The sequence below is a fragment of the Mesorhizobium sp. M0587 genome, from assembly GCF_040320945.1.
Lineage (GTDB): Bacteria > Pseudomonadota > Alphaproteobacteria > Rhizobiales > Rhizobiaceae > Mesorhizobium.
The window spans coordinates 63,385-84,421 of record NZ_JAMYQP010000020.1; the positions used below are offsets into that span (position 1 = coordinate 63,385).

At 62.3% G+C, this 21,037-nt stretch carries 17 protein-coding genes; 7 read left to right on the forward strand and 10 right to left on the reverse strand.

The window, feature by feature from the left end:
• Nucleotides 1-29: 29 nt before the first annotated feature.
• Both NKI49_RS19005 and NKI49_RS19010 read right to left on the reverse strand, forming a co-directional pair.
• Nucleotides 30-2,372 carry a xanthine dehydrogenase family protein molybdopterin-binding subunit gene (locus NKI49_RS19005; RefSeq protein WP_352606450.1) on the reverse strand — a complete coding sequence of 781 codons (2,343 nt, stop codon included), beginning with the start codon at nt 2,370-2,372 and terminating at the stop codon, nt 30-32.
• 153 nt (nt 2,373-2,525) lie between these two features.
• On the reverse strand, nt 2,526-3,791 hold the full coding sequence (locus NKI49_RS19010) for a type III PLP-dependent enzyme domain-containing protein (protein WP_352606452.1): 1,266 nt from the start codon (nt 3,789-3,791) through the stop codon (nt 2,526-2,528).
• Between the two features lie 514 nt (nt 3,792-4,305).
• Between NKI49_RS19010 and NKI49_RS19015 the strand changes: the two genes are divergently transcribed.
• Nucleotides 4,306-5,847: an FGGY-family carbohydrate kinase gene (locus tag NKI49_RS19015; RefSeq protein ID WP_352695714.1), complete on the forward strand. Its 1,542-nt coding sequence runs from the start codon at nt 4,306-4,308 to the stop codon at nt 5,845-5,847.
• Nucleotides 5,848-5,955: 108 nt separating this feature from the next.
• On the opposite strand, the gene NKI49_RS19020 is transcribed toward NKI49_RS19015, so the two are convergent.
• Together NKI49_RS19020 and NKI49_RS19025 are read right to left on the reverse strand one after the other, a co-directional pair.
• Complete coding sequence (locus tag NKI49_RS19020) at nt 5,956-6,678, reverse strand: HAD family hydrolase (protein WP_352606456.1); 723 nt, start codon at nt 6,676-6,678, stop codon at nt 5,956-5,958.
• A gap of 152 nt (nt 6,679-6,830) precedes the next feature.
• Entirely contained in the window at nt 6,831-7,745 is a 915-nt protein-coding gene (locus tag NKI49_RS19025) for an ABC transporter substrate-binding protein (protein ID WP_352606458.1), read from the reverse strand.
• Nucleotides 7,746-8,251: 506 nt separating this feature from the next.
• On the opposite strand from NKI49_RS19025, the gene NKI49_RS19030 reads away from it, so the two are divergent.
• From NKI49_RS19030 to NKI49_RS19040, 3 genes are all read left to right on the forward strand, one after another.
• Complete coding sequence (locus NKI49_RS19030; protein ID WP_352606460.1) at nt 8,252-8,503, forward strand: hypothetical protein; 252 nt, start codon at nt 8,252-8,254, stop codon at nt 8,501-8,503.
• Between the two features lie 311 nt (nt 8,504-8,814).
• On the forward strand, nt 8,815-10,293 hold the full coding sequence (locus NKI49_RS19035) for a phenylacetate--CoA ligase family protein (RefSeq protein WP_352695715.1): 1,479 nt from the start codon (nt 8,815-8,817) through the stop codon (nt 10,291-10,293).
• An 18-nt stretch (nt 10,294-10,311) separates the two neighbouring features.
• Nucleotides 10,312-11,343, forward strand: coding sequence for a beta-ribofuranosylaminobenzene 5'-phosphate synthase family protein (locus NKI49_RS19040; protein ID WP_352606464.1), 1,032 nt, complete (start codon nt 10,312-10,314; stop codon nt 11,341-11,343).
• Here NKI49_RS19040 and NKI49_RS19045 read toward each other — a convergent pair.
• Nucleotides 11,300-11,776 carry an NUDIX domain-containing protein gene (locus NKI49_RS19045; RefSeq protein WP_352606466.1) on the reverse strand — a complete coding sequence of 159 codons (477 nt, stop codon included), beginning with the start codon at nt 11,774-11,776 and terminating at the stop codon, nt 11,300-11,302. The genes NKI49_RS19040 and NKI49_RS19045 overlap by 44 nt on opposite strands.
• 302 nt (nt 11,777-12,078) lie before the next feature.
• On the opposite strand from NKI49_RS19045, the gene NKI49_RS19050 reads away from it, so the two are divergent.
• Nucleotides 12,079-13,458, forward strand: coding sequence for a S8 family serine peptidase (locus NKI49_RS19050; protein WP_352606468.1), 1,380 nt, complete (start codon nt 12,079-12,081; stop codon nt 13,456-13,458).
• Nucleotides 13,459-13,517: 59 nt separating this feature from the next.
• Here NKI49_RS19050 and NKI49_RS19055 read toward each other — a convergent pair whose 3' ends face one another.
• A complete protein-coding gene (locus NKI49_RS19055; RefSeq protein WP_352606524.1) occupies nt 13,518-14,537 on the reverse strand; it encodes a phosphoribosylaminoimidazolesuccinocarboxamide synthase in 1,020 nt (339 codons plus the stop codon).
• A gap of 131 nt (nt 14,538-14,668) precedes the next feature.
• Between NKI49_RS19055 and purH the strand changes: the two genes are divergently transcribed.
• A complete protein-coding gene (purH, locus tag NKI49_RS19060; RefSeq protein ID WP_352606470.1) occupies nt 14,669-16,207 on the forward strand; it encodes a bifunctional phosphoribosylaminoimidazolecarboxamide formyltransferase/IMP cyclohydrolase in 1,539 nt (512 codons plus the stop codon).
• Nucleotides 16,208-16,307: 100 nt separating this feature from the next.
• On the opposite strand, the gene NKI49_RS19065 is transcribed toward purH, so the two are convergent.
• The gene (locus NKI49_RS19065) at nt 16,308-18,071 is read right to left on the reverse strand and encodes a GMC oxidoreductase (RefSeq protein WP_352606472.1); all 1,764 of its coding nucleotides are present in this window, start codon (nt 18,069-18,071) and stop codon (nt 16,308-16,310) included.
• A 325-nt stretch (nt 18,072-18,396) separates the two neighbouring features.
• Between NKI49_RS19065 and NKI49_RS19070 the strand changes: the two genes are divergently transcribed.
• Nucleotides 18,397-19,056, forward strand: coding sequence for a phosphoribosylanthranilate isomerase (locus tag NKI49_RS19070; RefSeq protein ID WP_352606474.1), 660 nt, complete (start codon nt 18,397-18,399; stop codon nt 19,054-19,056).
• A gap of 15 nt (nt 19,057-19,071) precedes the next feature.
• Here NKI49_RS19070 and NKI49_RS19075 read toward each other — a convergent pair whose 3' ends face one another.
• From NKI49_RS19075 to NKI49_RS19085, 3 genes are read right to left on the reverse strand one after another with little or no spacing between them, the layout of a single operon-like run.
• On the reverse strand, nt 19,072-20,298 hold the full coding sequence (locus NKI49_RS19075; protein WP_352606476.1) for an amidohydrolase family protein: 1,227 nt from the start codon (nt 20,296-20,298) through the stop codon (nt 19,072-19,074).
• 4 nt (nt 20,299-20,302) lie between these two features.
• The gene (locus tag NKI49_RS19080) at nt 20,303-20,650 is read right to left on the reverse strand and encodes a hypothetical protein (protein ID WP_352606478.1); all 348 of its coding nucleotides are present in this window, start codon (nt 20,648-20,650) and stop codon (nt 20,303-20,305) included.
• Nucleotides 20,640-21,008 carry a Rieske (2Fe-2S) protein gene (locus tag NKI49_RS19085; protein ID WP_352606480.1) on the reverse strand — a complete coding sequence of 123 codons (369 nt, stop codon included), beginning with the start codon at nt 21,006-21,008 and terminating at the stop codon, nt 20,640-20,642. The genes NKI49_RS19080 and NKI49_RS19085 overlap by 11 nt, the downstream gene beginning before the upstream one ends.
• Between the last annotated feature and the right edge of the window lie 29 nt (nt 21,009-21,037).

The window sequence follows — 21,037 nt, forward strand, 5'->3', positions numbered from 1 at the left end:
ACCAAACAGGGCGGCGGCAAGATCGCGGTCTAGAAATCGTTGCCAGCCTTTAGGGCCTGGCAGGCGCGCCATATCTTTTCCGGCGTCGCGGGCATTTCCATCTCGCGGCCGGCGCGGCACGGAATGGCATCGGCAATGGCGTTCATGACGGCCGAAATGGCTGCAACCGCACCCATCTCGCCGATGCCCTTGACGCCGGCAGGATTGGTCGTTGCGGGCACCTGCTGGCTGGCAAGTGCCAGATGCGCAGGCATGTCACCGGCCCGCGGCATGCTATAGTCCATGAATGAACCCGTGATCAGCTGACCGCTCGCTCCATCGAAGATCGCTTGCTCCATGAGCGCCTGGCCAATCCCTTGCGCGATACCACCTTGGATCTGCCCGGCGACAAGTGTCGGATCGAGCACCGAGCCGCAGTCGTCTACCGCGGCATAGGAAACGATCTCGATAGCGCCGGTGTCGGGGTCGATTTCGACTTCCGCGATATGACAGCCGTTCGGAAAAGCCGTCGGAGTCTCGGCGGTGATGCGCGTATCCAGGGTCTCGCCGATTTCATGCTTCATCTGCGCGGCCCAGTCGGCGACTTCGAATAGCGAGACGCTATTGGCCTTGGAGTCGACATGGAAGCCGCCGTCGGCATAGACAAGATCCTCTTCTGCGGTCTGCAGCATGGTCGCGGCAACTTTTCGGGCCTTTGCCAGCACCGCTTCCGCCGCCTTGATCGCCGCATGGCTGACCGTCATCGCCGATCGCGAGCCGACTGCCGCGTAGCCGGCTAGTTCGAAACGCGAATCGCCATGGAGATGCCCGATCGTCTCGGCCGGCACGCCGAGGCGCTCTGCGACGAGGCGGCCGAAGGTAGTGGCATGGCCTTGGCCGGTCGACTGTACGTTGAGCTTCAGGATGATGCGTCCATGGCCGGGGAAGGCGATCTCGGAGCTCTCGGTCGGCTGCGACCCCGAGTGTTCAAAGGCTGAGGAGATGCCGATGCCGCGCAGGCGGCCGGCTGCTTGCGAAAGGCACCGCCTCTCCTCGAAGTTCCGGTAGGCCGCCAGGTCCAGGGCCTTGTCGAGTGCCTGTTCGAATTTTCCACTGTCGTACACGGTGCCGATCGCCGTCACGTAAGGCATCGCCGCGGGTGCTACGAAATTGCGGCGGCGCAGCTCGACCGCATCGATACCGCTGATGCGTGTCGCTTCCTCGACAATCCGCTCGACGAGATAGCTCGCCTCCGGTCGGCCGGCGCCACGATAGGGGCCGGTCGGCACGGTGTTGGTGAAGACGCATTTGATGCCGACATCGATGAGCGGGATGTCGTAGCAGCCCGGCAGGCAGCGGATGAAATTGTCGGTCTGGATCTTGGCGGCAACGACGCCGAGATAGGCGCCCATATTGGCGAGATGGCGGACACGCAACGCTAGAAACCGGCCGGTCTTGTCCATCGCCAGCTCGGCTTCGCTGATGGTGTCGCGGGCGTGATGGTCGCTGACGAAGGCCTCCGAGCGCGTCGACATCCAGTGGACCGGACGGCCGAGTTTTCGCGCGGCGACGAGCAAGGCGGCATATTCGGGAAAGACGCCGACCTTCAGCCCGAAGGCACCGCCGACATCGTCGGTGAAAATGCGCATCCTGGTGCCATCGACGCCCATGATGGCGGCCATCGCGTCACGCACCGGGCGCACGCCTTGCGTGCAGACCCTGAGCGTATAGCCGCCGTCGGCCGTATCGAATTCGCCAGTTGCGCCACGCGGCTCGAGCGAGTTGACGAGGATGCGCTGCTGCCGAAACGAGGCTCGGGCGACGAAGCGAGCTTGCGCGATGGCTGCCTCGACCCGGCACGCATTGGCGTCCGGATCGGCGATCAGCCCTTGCCATTCGATGGCGAGATTGCCACGCGCCTGCGGCCAGACAAGCGGCGCACCGTCCGCGGCGGCGTCCTGCAGATCGACGATCGGCGTCCGCTCGACATAGCTGACTTCAACCAACTCGGCGGCATCGTGCGCTTGTGCCGCCGTTTGCGCCACCACCATTGCGACGGCCTCGCCGATGTGGCGCACCGCGCCGTCCGCCAGCGGCGGCCGCATGGGATTGACCAAGGCCGCGCCGGCGCGACCTTGCATGGGTGGATGCGGCGCGAGGCTGCCGAGGCCGGCCATATCCGCGCCGGTCAGAACCGCGAGCACACCCAGAGCCGCGACCGCTTCGGCTGTGTCGATGGAGGTGATCCCGCCCGCTGCATATGGCGAGCGAACGAACACCGCACAGACCTGCGCGGCCTTTCCCGCGTCCGCCATGTACCGGCCCTCGCCGCGGATCAGCGCATCATCCTCGACGCGCATGCCGCCAGCACGGGCAGGTTGCGCCTGGGTCATGGTCGCGGTCCTCGCGACATGACCCAGGCGCGCCGCGGCACCATGCGCCGGTCGCCATCGGCCGATACAGCGATTCCCGACCGCCATGCCTTTCGATCGGACTGCAAGGCCATTTCGAAGCGACGCGCGTACGGCTGCCGGCTCTGGCCAGGCCTAGCTGGGTCTCAGCTCCTTCTTCTGGTCGAGAAGGTTGCGCCATTTGTCGAACTTGTTGCCTTGCGCTGTGATCAGTGCAGGCGAACCCGACTTGTCGATCAGCACTTCGGCGGCTGGCGGAATGTTCAGGAATTCCATGTGCTGCGTCGCGCAGTAGGCACCGACGTCGAGGATCACGAGATAGTCGTCCTCGGCGAGCGTTTCCGGAACCATGTAGTCGCCGGGAAGCACATAGTCGTGCCGCAAGATGCCACGCCCGCGCAGGGCCGCGGGAATGCGGTTCGACGTGATCTCGGCCATGTTGGAATCCAGGAAAAGCACATTGTGGCGCCGATCCTTGTATTGTGCCGACGGCATCAGAACCCTCGACCCGTTGGTTAGCACGCGATTGGCGCCCGGATGCTTGATGACGGTGCGCTCGATGCTGAGCAGCAGCGCGCCGACATCGGCCAACAGATCGCGTGCCGGCTCGAACAGAAACTTCACATCGGCGGGCACACCATAGCGATTGGCGATCTCGCCCAGCCTCTTGAAGTATTTCTCCCAGTTGAAGTGCTTTTCCGAATACGCCCGCCCCTCGTAGTCGAAGCCGAACCCTCCCGCGAAATTGATCGCCTTGGCCTTGGGGAAATAGGTTTTGAAGATCATGAACACTTGTTCGATGATGCTGATCATCGCGTCGGCGGAGTTTCCGCTGCCGCAGTAGAGTTCGAAGCAGTCGAGATCGCGTCCATGCCTGGCCAGCAATTCCGACAGCGTTGTCAATTCGCTGTACTTGATACCGGGCTTTCCCGACCCCAGGCTGTCGAAGCGCATATTAATCGAGGCGCTGGGATCGACGGCGAGCAGTTGCGAGATTTCGTCCATGCTAGACAGGAACATCGGATGGCCGGTCTTGGCCCATGCGCTGATTTCGTCGTTGGAGACATGTCCGGGGGAAATGATGAACTTGTCGAAACCGAATTTGCGCAAGATCTCGTACTCGCTCGGCAATTGCAGCAATATGCCAATGCCGACGGCTTGGAGCGGCTTCAATATATGAGGGTTGGAGTTGGGAAAGAACGGCACATAAAGTTCAACCCTGCCGTCGATCCCCGCTGCGACCGCGGCACCCTGGATACGGTCGATATTCCTCTGCAGCTGTTCTTCGCTGTAGACGAAGACCGGGGTCCCCGCCTCCGCGGCGATCAGTTGCAGATCCGAGCGACTGATCCATCCGTCGACATCGGCGATTTTGCTTGAAATCCTCGCATCGTAGTTCATCGCAACACCTCACTTCGCTTCTGAACGTCCTGGCTTCTTCATGCTTGTTGAAGGCTGACGCGGCGCGGAAGCCGTGCCCGACCCGCGACAGCCGCAGGCGGGAAAAACATCGAGACCGGTGAAGCAGCAACCGTTCGTTGGCGTAATTTAGGCGCCGTGCATGCTTCATCTGCGCTGTATTCCGATCTTCCTCGACGTCAGAGAGGAGTGCCTGGAGCAGGCTATAGGCAAACTAGCTTCCCCGGCTAAGTCTCCGGGAAATTCAAAAACTCTCCATGGCCCGATAATCCCCTGGTGCGACTTCGTTGCTGGAAGTAGTTGACCACTACTAGCATAGGGCAACAGCTTTCGTAAATACCTTCTGTATCTCTTCTATTTTTTTGGTGCTAGATTTCACCTGAGCCACTGGAATTGGTTTCAGCCTATACTAATCAAGTTCTCGCTAATTTGAAACTTTCGTGACCCCCATCCGGGTGATCGCAGACCTGGCCAACTACACTTGGTAAGAAAATCAATGCCTTTTCAGGTGCGCTCGCAACCGACCCTTCTGATGGGCATCGATTTCGGAACCACCCAGATCCGGGCAAGCATCTATGCGCCGGACGGCACGCTGGTCGCTGCCGGCAAGGTCGCCACGCCGACGGTCAGGCCCGATGCGGACAGCGCCCATCACGAACCCGAGGCGGTGTGGGCGGCAACGCTCGAGGTTATTCGCGCCGCGCTTGACGGCATTGCCGAGCCTTCTCACGTGCGCGGGATTGCCTGCGCCAGCGTTGGCGAGGCCGGCCTACTGATCGGCGCAAAAGGCGAAGAGCTCACGCCGATCATTGCCTGGTACGACCGGCGGGCCATCGCCGAGTGCCATGACTTCGTCGGCCGGCTGGGCGCCGATGCGCTGTATGGCATCACCGGTCAGCCGCCCGAGCCCATTCTTGGCATCTACAAGCTGCTTTGGCTGATGGCACGGCAGCCCAACCTGTTTGCACGCCCGGCACAATGGCTGAATGTAGCGGACTATCTCGCATTTCGGCTGAGCGGCAGAATCCGCGCCGAGTCGAGCCTGGCTTGTCGCACCGGTGTCTTCGACCTGCATCGGCGGAGATGGGCCATGGAGCTCTTGAAGCAAGCCGGACTTCGCGCCGATCTCTTTCCTGAACTGGAAGCCAATGGCGCGCCGCTCGGCACAGTGCTCCAGCCTGTCGCGGCGTCGACGGGTCTGCCTACATCCTGCGTCGTGGCGGTTGGTGGGCACGACCAGGCGCTGAGCGCGCTTGTCTGCAGCGGGTTGGCGGATGGCATCCTGTCGGCGACGCTCGGAACCACCGAAGCCTTGCTGGCTGCCGTCACCAGCCCGTCCCGCTCGGCAAAGCTCGGGCGGCAAGGATTCTGCCAGGGTGTGCTGACGACCGGACGGCCGCGTCACTATGTTCTCGGTGGCGTGTTCACGGCCGGCGCCTCGATCGAATGGTTCCGCCAGACCATATTGGGCGGGATCACACATGAACCGCTGATCGCTGCCGCCGCCGCCATACCGATCGGCAGTCGCGGCGTCTGCTTCCGCCCGCAGCTCGCGCTGGGATCGGCGCCGCATCCCAGCCCGCACGCCAATGGCTCGTTCTGGGGGCTGAGCATGGCAGCGGATCACGGCGCAATGTTTCGCGCCATTCTCGAAGGTCTGGCCTATGAAGCCCGGCTATGCATCGAGGCGCTTACCTCACGGCCGGAGGTTGGTGCGATACGACGGATCAACGCTGTTGGCGGCGACACCCGCAATCCGCTGCGCATGAGCATCAAAGCTTCGGTCTCGGGAACGCCGATCGATATTATCGACGTGGACGATGCCACCAGCCTCGGAGCCGCGTTGATGGCCGGGCTCGGCGCCGGCGTCTATGCCGATCTTGACAGCGCTCTGGCAACACTTGCTCTGCCGAGGACGACGATCCTGCCGGTGCCAGAGGACCAGGCCTTCTATGACGCCTATTTCAAATCGGTCTATCGCCATGCACCCGCCGCGCTTGCGTCGCTGCGCGAGCCGCAGTCCCGGCAGAAAGCTTAGTGCGACGTGCGTTCACCTAGACACACAAAGTACGCTCTAACAACTTTGGACCTGCGCATCGTGCTTTCCGGAAATCGATTCCAATTTTCGGGGTCGATGCGTCAGACGTCAATCCATGCCTTCCATCTCTCGGAGGGCGTCTGCGACCTCGGTGAGCGAATTGCACAGGACATAGGTGCGGTTGTTGGGGTCGAGTGAGCTTTGGCCCTCATGCTTCCAGGTGATTTCGTATGGGACGTGTATGGCGCGCGCGCCGAGCTTCAGGATCGGGTCGATGTCAGAGCGCAGCGAATTCCCCACCATGACGAAGTTCGACGGGTCGACGTCGTACTTCGCCAGAATTCGCGCATAGACGGATTGGTCCTTCTCCGAAACGATCTCGACGCCGCTGAAGAAATCGGCCAGGCCGGATCTCGCCACCTTGTGCTCCTGGTGGAAGAGCTCGCCTTTCGAAATCAGGATTAGCTTGTAGCTTCGCGACAGCTCGTCCACCACCTGTGCCGCACTGTCGATCAGATGCACCGGATGCCAGATGATGTCCTTGAGTAGGCCGATAAGAGACTGTATGTCGGCGACTGCGATGCGACCGTCGGTCACTTCTATCGCCGTCTCGATCATGGAGAGAACAAAGCCTTTTGCCCCATACCCGAACAGCGAGAGATTGCGCATTTCGGTTTCGTACAGCCTGTGGCTCAGATCCTCCGCGGACAGGTAGTGGAGCAGGACTTGCTGGAATTTCTGCTCGGCGTACCACAATATGTTCTCGTTGTGCCACAAGGTGTCGTCACCGTCCAAGCCGACGACCAGCCTCTTCTCGACGTCCCTGCTCATGTTCTGTCTCTTTGATCTTTACTGCGGCGCCGACCAGTCCGTTCGGTGACGCGGCGTTGCCAACCGCCGGGACTGGACGCAAATTTCTCTTCTGCGGACAATGCACCCGGCGGCCATTGTGCAGGAGCGTGACTACGCAGTTTTCGCTGCGGTCAGGTTCTGAGTTCGCTCGCGGCGATGCGGTTGTCGACAACGTCGTCATAGGAAGCGCCGCCGGCAATCAGATCCCAGCTTTGCATCCATGCGTAGGCGCGCTCGAACTCATCGCGAGTATAGGGTTCCGGCTTGACGAACCGCAGGCGGGGAAGATAGAAGTCGTCCGGCGTGATCGTGCCGCGCACATCCTCGGGCAGCGCCTCGACGAGATAATGCAGCCACTTCCTCTTGTCCTTGTTTATGACATGGACCGCCTTGATCTCGGCGCGCCGCAAGGCGGCATAGGTTTCGTCGTCGATCTCGGGACCGGCAATCTCTGATCCGGAATAATGCGTCTCGATGATCTTCTGAAACCCTTGCTTCTCGGCGACAGTCAGCCAGGGTTCGGTCAACGCGATAGCAGCGACCTCGCCATTCTGCACCGCCTTGTAGCCGTCGACGTGATGCTGGCCGATCACTTCGATTTCAGAGCGCTGCAGAAAGCCTTCGAGCATTTGCAGCGTCGCGTAGTGGTTGCCGTTGTGGTAGCTGACCGAGATCGGCGCATTCCTCAGCGTCTGCGGATAGGTGTAGCGTGAGCCGGGCGCCGAAACGATCGCCATGACCGCAACCGAAGAACGCTTGCCGATCACCTTGCCGCCACGCCGGCTGTCGAAGGCTCGACGGATCTGACCCCATTCGCAGGCCCGGTAGATGTTGACCTCGCCGTCCTCGAACGGCGAATGGGTGCGGATGGAATCCACTTGGTTCGGATCCATCGATGTCAGCGGCAATGCCTGTCGCTGACGGTTTTCGCGAAACTCGACCTTTATCCCTTCTTCCTCGAAGAAACCGCAGTCCCTGGCAACAAGCCAGGGCAGCGCAAAAACGGTCGATACGCCTCTGCCTTCACTCACAACTCTTCTCAACATCTGTGCCTCCTGACCAGCTGCGATATTTGGACAACATTTATACCGTCGCCGATGATCTTAGCACGTGCAACCCGTTCCATGAATAATTGATCTGCATCGAGAAATATTTCAGCCGGGGTGTCGCCCAACCTGCCCCCGCCCTCATCGTTAAGTCCAGGTGATCTCGCCCACCGGTTTCGCGGGTGTTGCAGGTGGTTGGCGAGGCAAGGCAATCATCCTCGCCAAGGCTCTGGTATCCGGCGCACGGTTCCGCCTTGCCGGCAGATTCTTCAGCTACGTTGGCAACGCCGGTGCTTACGCAAACCCGCTAAGATTAGTAGATACTAAAAAAGCATCGAGAACAGAAAACCAAATGAACACAACGCCTTCGCAGGTCGATTGCACTTCGTGTCGATTTTCCAAGTACAGCCTATTTTCTTAAAAAGAAAAATTTTATTGCGATCACGGCAGGTTGCTAGAGACATCTGGAAGATGTATGCTGTTTCTGCCTACCATAGGAGGAAGTCATGGAAGAAGTGGTGAAATGGGTTACTGACACTCTGGTTGCGCAGAAAATAGACAAAACCTCGGCGTCGAAGCTGGCGGCGGACCTGACGTCCGAAGTCTCGGCCGAAGTGTCAGCCGAGTCGGCCGCCGAAGCATCGATGGAAGCCGCCAGCGAAGCTGCCAGTGAGGTCGCTTCCGAGGCAGCGTCGGAAGCGGCATCGGAAGCCGCCTCAGAGGCGGGAATACCAGGAGCCTTCCGGTTCAGCCGTTAATCGTCATAGCAGGCAGGCCATTGGAAGGCCGGCGGACAGACTTCTTGTCGTGCACAGGATGGCAAATCAGCAACGTCCAAATATTACTGCAGCATTTCAAGCATTTGCCCTTGACGCACGACGGGTACCGCCGGCCGTTCCGACGCGACTGAAATCTTTGGTTGTCCGTGCGGTGTCGTCCGTGGCCGGAACTATTGCACCGTGGGGTCCGCCATGCGCAAATTTCAGTGCGCGGGCGGGTTCAGCAGGCTGCTCGATCTTTGTTTCTTCACTAGGCGAACATGCCTGATGATTCCCGGGGTCAGATCCGCATGACGGCGATATCCAAGAAACCGTCGCCAGAGACTTATGCCAGCGAACTCGCACGCCGCCTGTCCATGGTCGAGACACCATCGGCGACGGCGCTTCCCGAACTGTTCTACAGGTCCAACGGCGCATCCGCCTTGCACCGCGCGACGCTCAATTGTCTGCATGACTGGCTGGCGCGCTATACGCTGCGCGAGGCCCGCGCCAACTCGCCCTACTATCGGGCGCATTCGGCCTATGCCGAGCTTCCGGCGATCACACCAGGCGACCCCGTCGATCTGACTGCCTTGCCGGTGATCGACCGCAGGACTGTCGTCGAAAACCTCGAATCCATGGTTTCCGACACGTTGGAGTTGCGCCAGATATGCCATAGCTCCGGCACCACCGGCACGCCGCTCGAAGTCTATAAATCCTATGCGGAAGTCGCCTTCATCGGCGACTATTTCGGCAGCATGTTTGCGCCACTGCGCAAGATGTTCACCAAGATGCCGCTCGCTTTGTCGTTTCCAAATGTCAACCATGGTATGCCGCTGCCGATACCCGGTTTCGGCAAGACCTTCCATGGTGGCGTCACCGACGACACGCTGATCCGCGATGCAGTGCGCGTGCTCAGAACCAGGTACCGTATTCCCGGCCACAACGATCGCATATCGGTGCTGTCGGGACTTGAGCACCACATCCTCTTCTTCACCAGTTTCCTGATGGAGCAAGGCATCGACCCGCGCGAGTTCGGGCTGCAATCCGTCAACATCACCGGCAACCTCGTCGCTAGCCATTGGCGCGACTTCCTGGCCGATGCCTGGGGCGCGATCCTCAACGACCGTTTCACGCTGACTGAATTCGTCGGCGGCGCCTCGCGTCTCGGCAGGAGCGAGGAATTCGTGCTCGACCCGCAGATCATCGGCGAGGTCGTCGATGACGACGGCAAGCCGGTCGAGGAAGGCGTCGGCCGCCTAGTGCTCACCGGCCTCGCACCGTGGATACAGATGCAGCCGTTGATCCGCTACGACACCGGCGATCTGGTCTGGCGCACGCGCCGTGACGACCTGTCCAGCATGACCTTCCGCTTCCTCGGCAAACAGAAGAACGCCATCCGCCGCAAGCTGAACGGCAAACTCGAATGGCTGTTGTTCTCAGGGCCGCTGAACGAAATCCTGTCGCCGATCGCCGACATCCGCCTCTATGATTGGTTCGCCAATGTGCGAGTCGCCAAGGACCGGACCATTGGCTCGCTGCCTGTCATGGCAGTGAAGGCAAGTGACGACGACGTCGGCAAGATAACGCTGCGGATCGCCATCGAACTGCGCTATGCGCCCCACTGTTTTCGCGAGCGGACGCGGGCGATCGCCGAGACCATCACCCTGCAGCTTCGCGGCGTCGAAGGGACCACGCTGGGCAGCGCCATGGATCGTGGCGAGGTCGCCCTCGAATTCGACTTTAGGCCGCCAGAGGGCCTGAACGAACCGATCGTCATCAAGATCTGATTTCGCGGGAAACCAGCCATGTCCTTCCAGCCAGTCGCCATCGAATCGCCCTGCCGCCTCTCCTTTACCTTGATCGATCTGACTGGAGCAACCGGCAGGAAGAACGGCATGGCGTCGATGGTGGTCGAGGATCCAAGCTTTGCTTGCCGCGTCTGCGCGAGCGACCGCGACATCGTCGAGGTCGATGATGCAGGATCGGAGTACCGTGAGCACATTGCCGACTATCTCGGAAAGCTGCGCCGCGAGCTCGGCGGCGGGCGCGTCAGAATCGTCGTCGATCGCCCCATACCGACCCATTCCGGGTTCGGCTCCAAGACCAACACCCTGCTGTCGATCGGCAAGGCATTCGCGGCCGCCCATGGCCTGGACGTCACCACAGACCGCCTGGCTGGCATCGCCGGGCGTGCCGGCACGTCCGGCGGCACGGTCAACCTGATCGACCGCGGCGGCTTCCTTGTCGATGGCGGCCACGCAACGCCGCCGGGTTTTGCCGAAGCGCCCAACAAATATCTCTTGCCGAGCCGCTATGCGGGGGCCGGCCGCCGGCCGCCGGTGTTGATCTCGGCAGCTTTCCCCAGCTGGCCGCTGCTGATGATCCTGCCGGCCGGGCGACACATCCACGGCGATGCGGAACTGAAGTTCTTCCAGTCGACGTTGCCGATCCCGATCGAGGAGACCCGCCGCACCGCCCACATCGTGCTGATGAACCTTGCTCCCGCCGTGCTCGACCAGGACTATGGAGCATTCTGCAATGCGCTCAACGCCATCACCTTCGAAAGTTACTTCAAGGGCCGCCAGATCGCCCTGCAGAACGAGAACCTGAATCACGTCGTCACCAACGCCCGCGACAATGGCATCGACGCCATTGGCATGAGCAGCATGGGGCCGGTCTGCTTTTCTGTCACACAGACACCGGAGCGCGCCTGCGCCTGGCTCGACGAGCTTCAGGCCCGCGGCGTCGTGCGCCGCCACTGGTTCACGCGGGTAGCCAACGGTCCTGCAAAGGTCACGCAGTTGCCGGCTGCCGCAGAACAAGCTCGCACAGGGTGAGACGCAAGCTGTCCAGCTCGTAGCAAACAGTGCCTTCGACGCTGAAGCCGTCGAGAACGGCAGTCAGCCAATAGCGCTGGTCCGCCCACATGCTGTCGAAAGGCAATGCGTCGAGCGCGTGCCACGACAGCGCCCCCTCCCGTTCGAAGGCGTCGCCTTCCAGGGCTGTGGCGACGAAAATTTCGACGCTCAGTTCCAGCGATTGTGGCGCGGGGAAAAGCAGCGTCAGCGATCCGCGCGGCGAAGGATCGACGACGCGCAGGCCGGTCTCCTCCAGCACCTCGCGGACGACTGCCTCGGCAGCGGTCTCACCAGGTTCGATCTTGCCGCCCGGGCCGTTGAGCATGCCCGCCCAGATTCGCCCGGCGGGCCGTTCCTGCAGCAGCAGCCGGCAGGAACGCAGGATGAGGCAGGTCACCGTTCGCAGCGGCATGGGTGGTCCTCTCGGGGAACGTCTGAACGATTGCGGCCCCATCGCCATGGGAGCAACATGTTGTCTGACACCGCCGGGAAACAATCAAGATCGGGCAGCTGCCCTTCCCTGAATTCTCAGGTGAGAATTCAGGGCCTTCTTGGAGATTTTCGGAGATTGTGAACTACCGTTCCTCAAGTATCGATGGTATATTCCACAGTCAAGTGGATGAGGGTTCTGCGTTGTTTTAGCATCTGAAGATGTAGCGGCCTTGTTGTGTTTCAGTTTACAGAAACACGCGGACTGCGCCGAGGAGGAACGGCATGGCGAATACGAGCAATCGCGCCAGCTTCTATGAAGCGGCGCCACGGCTGGCGAATGGGCACCATCTGTTCGAAGACGGCCCTCTTCCCACGGCCAACAATCTCGAAGCGTTCCGGGCGAACCCGGTGGAGCTCGCGGCCGCCGAAGGGGCATTGAGCGCGCTCGGGCTTACGCCCGTAGCCCGCAATGATTTCACCATCACGGTCAGCGTCGACGCGATGCGGCCGACGGCAAGCTTCGGCGTGGCGAGCATGGGCGATGCAACCTGCCTGCGGCTTGGCGATCCGGCGTCCGATGTGCTTGTCGGCGGTCTGGCAGCACTTGCCCCCAGTGAATTCAGTACGCTACCGCCACTGCCGCCGCCAGCCGGCTATTTCCATCTGCGGGCACCGGGCGATTTGCAGGTCGTTCTCAACGGCGTCAACGCCGCTGCCGCCGGCTGGACCGGCTGCGGCACGCACGTCGCCGTGGTCGATTCCGGCTGCTATGTCGAGCATCCGTTTTTCCGTCAGCGCAACGCCGAGATCACAGTGGTGCTCGGGCCCGGTGCGTCCGATCCTGACGTGGACACACTTGGCCACGGCACGATGATCTGCGGCAACATCGTCAGCATCGCGCCACGCGCGCGCGTCACCATGATCAAGACGACGGATGACGCTTCGTTGGCCGCCTTCAAGCAAGCGGTGGCGCTGAAGCCGCGCCCGGACGTGATCCAGAATGCCTGGGGCAACCCGTCGGACGGCAGCATTGTCGCCGCCTATGACAGAGCCGTTCAGGCGGCGGTGCTGGACGCCATTGCCAAGGGCTGCGTGGTGGTGTTTGCCGCCGGCAACGCAAAGATCCTGTTCCCGCCGCAGATTCCCGAAGCCATCGGGGTTGGCGGCGCCTATATCAACGAGCAGGGCCAGATCATCGCCTCGACCTACGCCAGCGGCTATCGCAGCGTCGTTTTCGACGGGCGGATCGTGCCGGACTTTTGCGGCTTGGTCGGGCCGTGGCCGGCCGGCGTCTACATCGCTCTGCCGACCGCGCCCGGATCGATCATCGACAGCTATTCGGCCGAGAGGCGGTTTCCCGATGGCGACGACGGCTTTCCCGACGACGGCTGGGTGGTGATCAGCGGCACGTCCGCCGCCTCGGCGCAAGTGTCGGGCACGGTCGCGTTGCTGCGCCAGGTCGACCGGAAGCTCAACCAGGCAGCGGTAAAGGAGATGCTTGCCCGCACGGCGTTCAAGGTGGACATCGGAACCTCCGCGCAAGGCTCGCCGTCGGGTCCGCCCTATCCCAATCTGGCCACCGGCTTCGGGCTGATCGATATCGGTCGGGCGATCGAGGCCCTTGAGGCAGATCACGCCGCGAAGAGACCGAGGGCAGACTGAACCGCGGCGTCACCAAGCTCGGCTGCCGCAGAGGCCGGGCGCCGGCGTGGCGCCGCAACTCATGCCGCCGCCAGATGGCGGATCAACACCCGGTCGACCTCTTCCACCGTTTCATCGAGAGGCCGGGCGCCCCACACCGTCTCGCCCGTCCAGCTTTCGCACAGCGCCCGGTACATTTCGGCGACCGCGGCCAGCAGGTTGGCGGGCAGCCGTTCGGGCCTCGCCCATTTTTCGCGCGGCACGCCGGCCGCCACCAGTTGCTGCACCTGCCGCTCGAGGTCATGCGTCAGATAGTAGTCGCGCAAGGGCTGCTTCGAGACATGTCGGCCGGCGAGCAGGAAGCGGTTCTCGTCGGGCGTGCCGGCGACGTCGACCAGCATGATCCGGCCGTCATCGTCGATGCCGAACTCGACCTTGCCGTCGGCGCAGATGAGACCGCTTCGCGCGGCAAGGCCGCATACCACCGCATTGGTGTGCAGGGTCAGCTCGCGCACCATGGCAAAATCCCCGGCATCTAGCCTGGCGATCTCGCGCGCTTCGTCGGCCGGGATGAACCTGTCGATCTCCTCCAGCTTGGTGGTGAATTCGATGATCGGCTGCTCCAGCCAAGTGTTGGCCTCCGGTAACGTCTTGAGCCCCAGTTCCTCAAGCGTCACATTGCCCGCCGCGAGCCGCCGATAGACCGACGCGCCTGGCGGCAACATGTTGCGGTAGATCACCTGCAGCGGGACCAGGCGGGCGCGGTCCCCCTCGTGGAGTTCGTCTCGGGCCGGGTCGAGGACGTTGAGCAACCGTACATTGATCGAGCGCGGCGGGTCGAAGGCGATGAGGTGGGTCGGAACGCCGGCCTTTGCCGCCTCGCGCAAGGTCGCCACCGCCATGCGAGCGATCACTTCGCCCTTGTCGGGGATCTGGTCGGGCATTTTGCTGAAATGAAAGACAGAGTAGTCGTCAGTGAAAACGAACGCGCCACGGCCACTTCGCCCCGGTTTGGGAGCTTCGACGACGCGAAGGTCTTTGGTCGACCAGCGTTTGGGGATCGTACGTCTCCCGTTTCCATTGAGGCAGTATGATGACACTAACAAGAAGCGTCGCTATATTCAATTTATAGTTTAGATGAAGTCCGTTTCATGGCTCGTCCACGGGCCGTCCATGGACTGGCATTGTTCAAGCGGCAACCGCAGCGCTGCCGCATGGAAGGAAGCCTCCGATGTCCAATCCCAGGCCACGCCGCGCCATTATTTCGGTCTGGAACAAGGACGGTGTGGTCGAAATCGCCCGGGTCCTTCGGGATCTGGGTGTCGAGCTGTTCTCGACCGGCGGCACCGCCGCCACTCTTGCCGCGGCCGGCATGCGGGTCGCCGACATTGGCGAATTGACCGGCGTCGCCCCGCTCCTCGACGGTCGCGTCAAGGCGCTGCATCCTGCCGTCTTCGCCGGTCTGCTGGCGCGCCCGGACAGGCCGCAGCACGATGACGAATTGCGCAGCAACCGCTTTGCCCGCTTCGATTTTCTGGTTGCCGGCGTCCGGCCGTTCGAAGCTACCGCGGAAGACGAAGCCGGTGCCCTGGACCTGATCGATATCGGTGGGCCGGCTATGGTTCGCGCCGCCGCCAAGAACCCCGATGGCGTCGTGGTGATGACCGCTGTGGAAGACTATGCGCCTGTCATCGCCGCGCTCGCAAACGAAGGCGCCGTCAGCGCCTCGCTTCGCCGTTCGCTGGCATCCAGGGCTTTTGCACGGATGGCCGCGCACGATGCCGCGATCGCCGCTTGGTATGCGCGCGATGCCGATCCCTTCGCGGCGGAGGCGCTACATCTGACGGCTGCAAGTCGCAAGATTCTGCGCTACGGAGAAAACCCGCACCAGCGCGCCGCCCTATATCTGACCGGCGCGCGGAGCTGCGGCGCGGCGACGGCGACGCTACTGCAGGGCAAGGAGCTCAGCTATGTCAATCTTCTCGACGCGGATGCCGCATTCGCGCTAGCTTGCCGCTTCACCGAGCCCGCCGCCGTCATCGTCAAACATGCGGCTCCGTGCGGCGTCGCGGTGGCAGGAACTGGCCTCGAAGCCTATCAAAGGGCACATGCCGCCGATCCGTTGAGCGCCTTCGGCGGCACTGTCGGCTTGAATGTCCCGCTCGACGCCGCCACCGCCGAACGCCTGTCGCAGGTGTTCACCGAAGTGGTCATTGCGCCCGACGCCACGCCGGCGGCGCGGCAACTATTGGCGGCAAAGCCCAATCTGCGTCTGCTGGTCAATGGCACGGTTGGCGCGCCCGGCTGCACGGAGTTCCGCTCGATCGGCGGCGGCATCTTGATGCAGGATGTGGATCAATTGGCGCTGACGATCGACGATCTGCGCGTCGTCACCAGCAGACAGCCGTCGCCGCTCGAGCTGAACGACATGCTGTTCGGCTTTCAAGTGGTCAGGTTCGTCAAGTCGAACGCCGTCGTACTGGTCAGCGATCGGCAAACGCTCGGCATCGGTGGCGGACAAAGCAGCCGGATCGGCGCCGTCAAGCTAGCGTTGGCTGAACACGGCGAGAGCGCACCCCGGCCGTTGCAACTGGTGCTGGCGTCGGACGCCTTCTTTCCATTTCCCGACAGCGTCGAGGCGGCAGCCGCGGCCGGCGTCGCCGCGATCATCCAGCAAGGAAGTGCTGCGCGCGACCGCGACGTGATCGCTGCCGCCGACGCGGCCGGAATTGCGATGGCGTTCACCGGCGTACGCGCCTTTCGCCACTGAACCAGCTAGAGCAAATTCCACCTAAAGTGAAACCTAGATCCACTCACTTTTGACCATCGAGGACCTTCGGTTCGGGATCGTGGTCCAAGCAACTCGTTTCTCAACTCTTGCGTTTCGCCTTCTTGCGGTCGGACTCAGGTACCAGCCGTTCGACGAGGTCGAAGGCAAGACCGACCATGGTCATGGTTGGATTCCAGGAGCCAGCCTTCGGCCACAAGGCGCCGCCCGTGACATAGATGTTCTTTGCCGCGCGCAGCCGGTAGTCGAGGTCGACCGGCGCATCCTCACTCGACCCGATATGCAAGGTCGAGCTGTCATGCACCAGCGCGGTGTTGCGCCGCTCGGTGATGTTCGGCCGTTCCCGGCGCCACTCGCCGGCATCGGCGCTGCCATGCCAGTATTCGAGGTGGGTCGGCCCCTTTGGCGAGAGCACATCTTCCAGCGTCCGGAATGTCGCTTCATCCATGGTGTCCCAGGTGGAACGGTCGCCGGCGTTCTCGACGACCTGCAGCAGCGAATTGGTCGTCGGATCGGCATCGTCCGGATTGCCCCGGTACCAGGTTTGCGGGTTGTGGCAGTCGAGCTCGCCAAGGGTCGCGCAAGGGTAGATGACGTGATCGCGCGAGGTCAGAAGCTGCGCCATCGTGGCCGTCGTCAGCACGTCCGGCATGTAGCGCAGCGCGATGCCGGCGTTCTTCACCGGCTCCGGGTCGCTGACCGCCGAGATCTGGATGTGGAATTGCCTGGCGTAGCTGCCGTCCTTGCCCGCCACATAGCAGGCGCCAAGCTGCAGCCCGTGGAAAGCGCCGTTGGGGTCGAAGTCCTTGCGTGGCACCCGCGCCGTGATCGACGAGGTGAAATGCGAGGCGAAGCGATCGCCCAGGCCGCTGTCCGGGAACGCGTTGCGGACCAGCGTCGCCGCCGGCAGCGAGCCCATGGTGAGGATGAGCTTCGCCGCGCCAAGCGGCAGCACGCCCATGCTCGTCTCCAGCGCCGTCGCCGCGCCGAACTGCTGGACGATCCGCTCGACCACGCAGCCCGCGACAATGTGGAAGGGCGCACCGAGACCGACCTTGGCGCGGTCGCTTTGCAATCTAACGTGACCCAGAACCTCGCCAGGCGTCGCGAACTTCTGGAAATCGAGACCATCGACCGACTGCGCATCCGACGCCAGCGGCGCCGGCTCGGTCCTGTAGATCGAGGCAATCTTGCCGGGCGCCTCCTTGAGCAGCGCCTGCATGCGGTTCTGAAGCGGGCCGTAGACCGGACGCTCCTTGGCCAGACGCAACAACATCTCGGGAGCAACGTCCGCATCGACCTTGTTGGCCGGCTGCACATGCAGCAGCTTTTCAGCCGCCTCGAAATGGCGCCTGGCAGCAGCGATTGTCTCTTTCGGCCAGCCTTCCATCTCTTCCGTGGTCGGCCGCGGGCACCAGGCGCTCCACAGCGTCGATCGGCCGCCGAAGAAGGGCACCATGCCGTGCTGCCAGCGGATGGAGCCGCCTTCCAGCCCCGTGGCGGTGATGCTCGAGAGCGTCCAGGGAAAGGTTTCGGCAAGGCCGCCCATCGTCTCGACGAACGGGATCGGGAGATTCTGAAAGTGCTCGGGAAGGAAGAACGTTCCGCGCTCGATCATCAAGATGCGGCAGAAGGGGTCGCGCTCGAGGGCCTTGTGCACCACCGCCAGGCCGCAAAAACCCGACCCGATGACCACCAGATCGTATATGCCCTCCTCGCGCGCTTTCTTCCACTGCGTCCCGGACAGGAAGAAGTCATTGTTCATCACTTGCTGACCGGTCGGGCTTTGCGGGCCCGGCGTCGGATAGCCATAGTTGAAATTGGCGGAAGAGGCGGCCGCGCCCATCGAAACTTCCTTCTTGGTGACTGCGCTACAGAAGTGAAAACGAGATACTGACACCCTATGTCGAAATTGCAGCATCAGCAACTATATATCCGACAACAAAAAGTTCCTTCTTATTTTACGAAATGCTAAAAAGAAAATCTCTTGACGATTGTTTTATGGTTCTCTAGCGTGCTTTGACACTTGGAGAGGAAAGGTAGTCAAAATTTTCGGGTGACCCGCGCGACGTCCGATCGATCAGGTCGACCGGATGAACTTTGTTGTTCGTTGCAAAGTCTGCTCGGAGAAAGAAACGAGATGCGCCGGGGGGAGGCAGAGGCAACCTTCCATGTTGACACAGATCTATGAAGTCTCCGGCCCGGAGGAGGCGCGGGCCGTCGCCATGATCGGCGTCGATCATATTGGCGCCAAGGTCGGCTCGGGGCAGTTTCCGCGCGAGCTGTCGGTCGCCGCGGCGGCCGAGATCATCGCCGCCATCCCGCCGCCGTCGAAATTTTCGGCGCTCTTTCTGAGCAGCGATATCGACCGGATCGAGACATGGACGCGTGAATTGCGCCCGGCGATCGTGCATCTCGGCGCGCGCCCCGAGATGTTGTCGCCGGCCGATCTTCTGGCGCTGAAGCGGAAGCTGCCGGAGAGCCTGATGATGCGCAGCATACCCGTTTCCGGCGAGGACAGCCTTGCGGTCGCCCGCAGCTATGACGGCATCGCCGACATTCTCATGCTGGACAGCATCCGGCAGGCCGACAACAAGGTCGGGGCGCTCGGCATCACCCATGACTGGAGCCTCAGCCGCCGCATCGTCGAGCTCGTCTCGATACCGGTGTTCCTGGCCGGCGGGCTCGGTCCCGACAATGTCGCCGAGGCGATCCGCCTGGTGCGGCCGGCGGGTGTCGATTCCAAGACCAGGACCGACCGGGAGGGCACGCACGCCAAGGATCTCGAACGGGTGCGGCGGTACCACGAGGCGGCCCGCGCGGCAGGTTGAGGGTGTGGCTGGACGTCACAGGGAAGGCGGACGCCTGTCGGGCAAGCGAAACAACGCCTGTGCATTGCGGCCCAGTATGTTGCGCTTGGCGGTCTCACCGAGAAACGGCAGATCGTGGATGACCCGCGGCGTGTCGAAATCGAAATGCGGCCAGTCCGAGGACCACAGCAATTGAGTTTCGGCTGCGATCATCTCGAAAGTGACTTCCAGCGCCTTCATGTTGCTGCGCTCCATCGGCTGGCTGGAATACCAGCAATGCTGTCGCATATAGTCGGACGGCAGCATCTTAAGCGCCGGCGCCTCCGACTGGCGCATCAGGAACTGGTCGTCGAGGCGCTGCATCAGGAAGGGGATCCAAGCAAGCCCGCTTTCGACCCATAGCGACTTCAGGCCCGGGAACCGCTCGGGAATGCCCTGCAGAACCCAGTTGGTCATGTGCACCATGTTGCACCAGACGAAGCCCAGCGCATGCATGCCGAGGAAGGTGGGGATCGTCGCCAGCGACGGGTCCTGCCAATGGTAGCCGGCGTGGAAGCAGATCGGCTTGCCGGTCTCCTCGATCATCCGGTAGAGCCGCATATAGTCGTTGGCGTGCACCGGCTTATAGCGGGTCGACGTCACCATGAAGCCAACAACCTTGTCGTTGCCGGCATGCTCCGCTACCACCTTGCAAGCTTCCTCCGGCGTGTTGAACGGCAAATAGAGCAAGGCGATGATGCCGTTGTCGCCGGCTAGCAGCGTGTCGACGACCCAGCGATTGTAGGCGCGGGCGAGAGCCACTTCCATGTGTGGCTGCGGATGCATGCCGAGCATCAGCATCGAGGTGGGAAAAACCACCATATAGGCAGCCGCCAGCCCTTGCATGGCGCGGCGGGTCAGTTCGACATCGCGGTGAATGCCCGGCCGCGGCTCGATCCTCTCGCGCTGATCGGACTGGTGTGGAATGCGGCCGCCGCAATCCTGGTAGCGCATGCCGAAATCGCCGACCAATCCGTAAGGCGGCGAGCCCACCCGTTCGCGGTGATAGGCTTCGGCCTGGTCGCGCAGCACCGGATCGTCAATGTAGCGGACGATCTCCTTCCACGATATCGACTCGACATGGTGGGCATCGACATCGACGATGGTCCAGTCGGAATAGCCGTTCGCCTCGGCATGCTGGCGCGCGTGACGCAGATATTCGCGCGTGTCGGTGCAGGTATCGATGTCCTTGAGGTCGCTGGAATGGCCGGTTTTGCTGTCCATCGTCTCACCTGTCGGGATCGGTCAGGTAATGGTCTTCCGGCCGCCGCCGCGACCACAGCCCGAACTCCATCGGTCCGAGGCGCAACGCGCGCAATATCTCGGTCGTCGCCGTCAGCGCTTCGGTTGGCGTCACCACCTCGTCATAGCCGCCCACCAGCGCGCGGAACGTGCGCATGCCGCCATCGGCCTTCGCCGCATAGAGCTTGATCGCTGCGGTCATGACGCGGCGAACCGCCTCGTCGGAGATACGATCCGCATCGCCGCCGTCCAACGCCTGCCGCGCCAAGGCCCAGAAGCGCTCGGCAGCCGCCTCTGCCTCGGCATAGGGATCGTTGCGCCCTTCAATCGACATGCAGCACGATCTCCCCATTGTGGACCACCGCCTCGATCGGATCGAGTGCCAGCCTTTTGGTGCCGGCGTGGCTGCCGGTGCGGATGTCGAACTCAGCGCCGTGCCATGGGCAGACTATGTGGCGCACCGTCTCGTCATAGAGCAGACCATGAAGCTTACGGTCAGCATCGATATTCTCGATGACCCGCTTGAAGATGAGCCCCTGGCACACTGGCCCGCCCTGATGTGGACAGACGTTGCGCCAGGCATAGAACGCATCGCCAAGCCTGAAAATGCCAATTTCGGTCCCGCCTATGCTGACCAGCAGCTTGCTACCGTCCTCGAAATCGGAAACTGATGCAACCCTGTATTCGGCCATGACCGCTCTCAGCATCATTCATGTGCAAA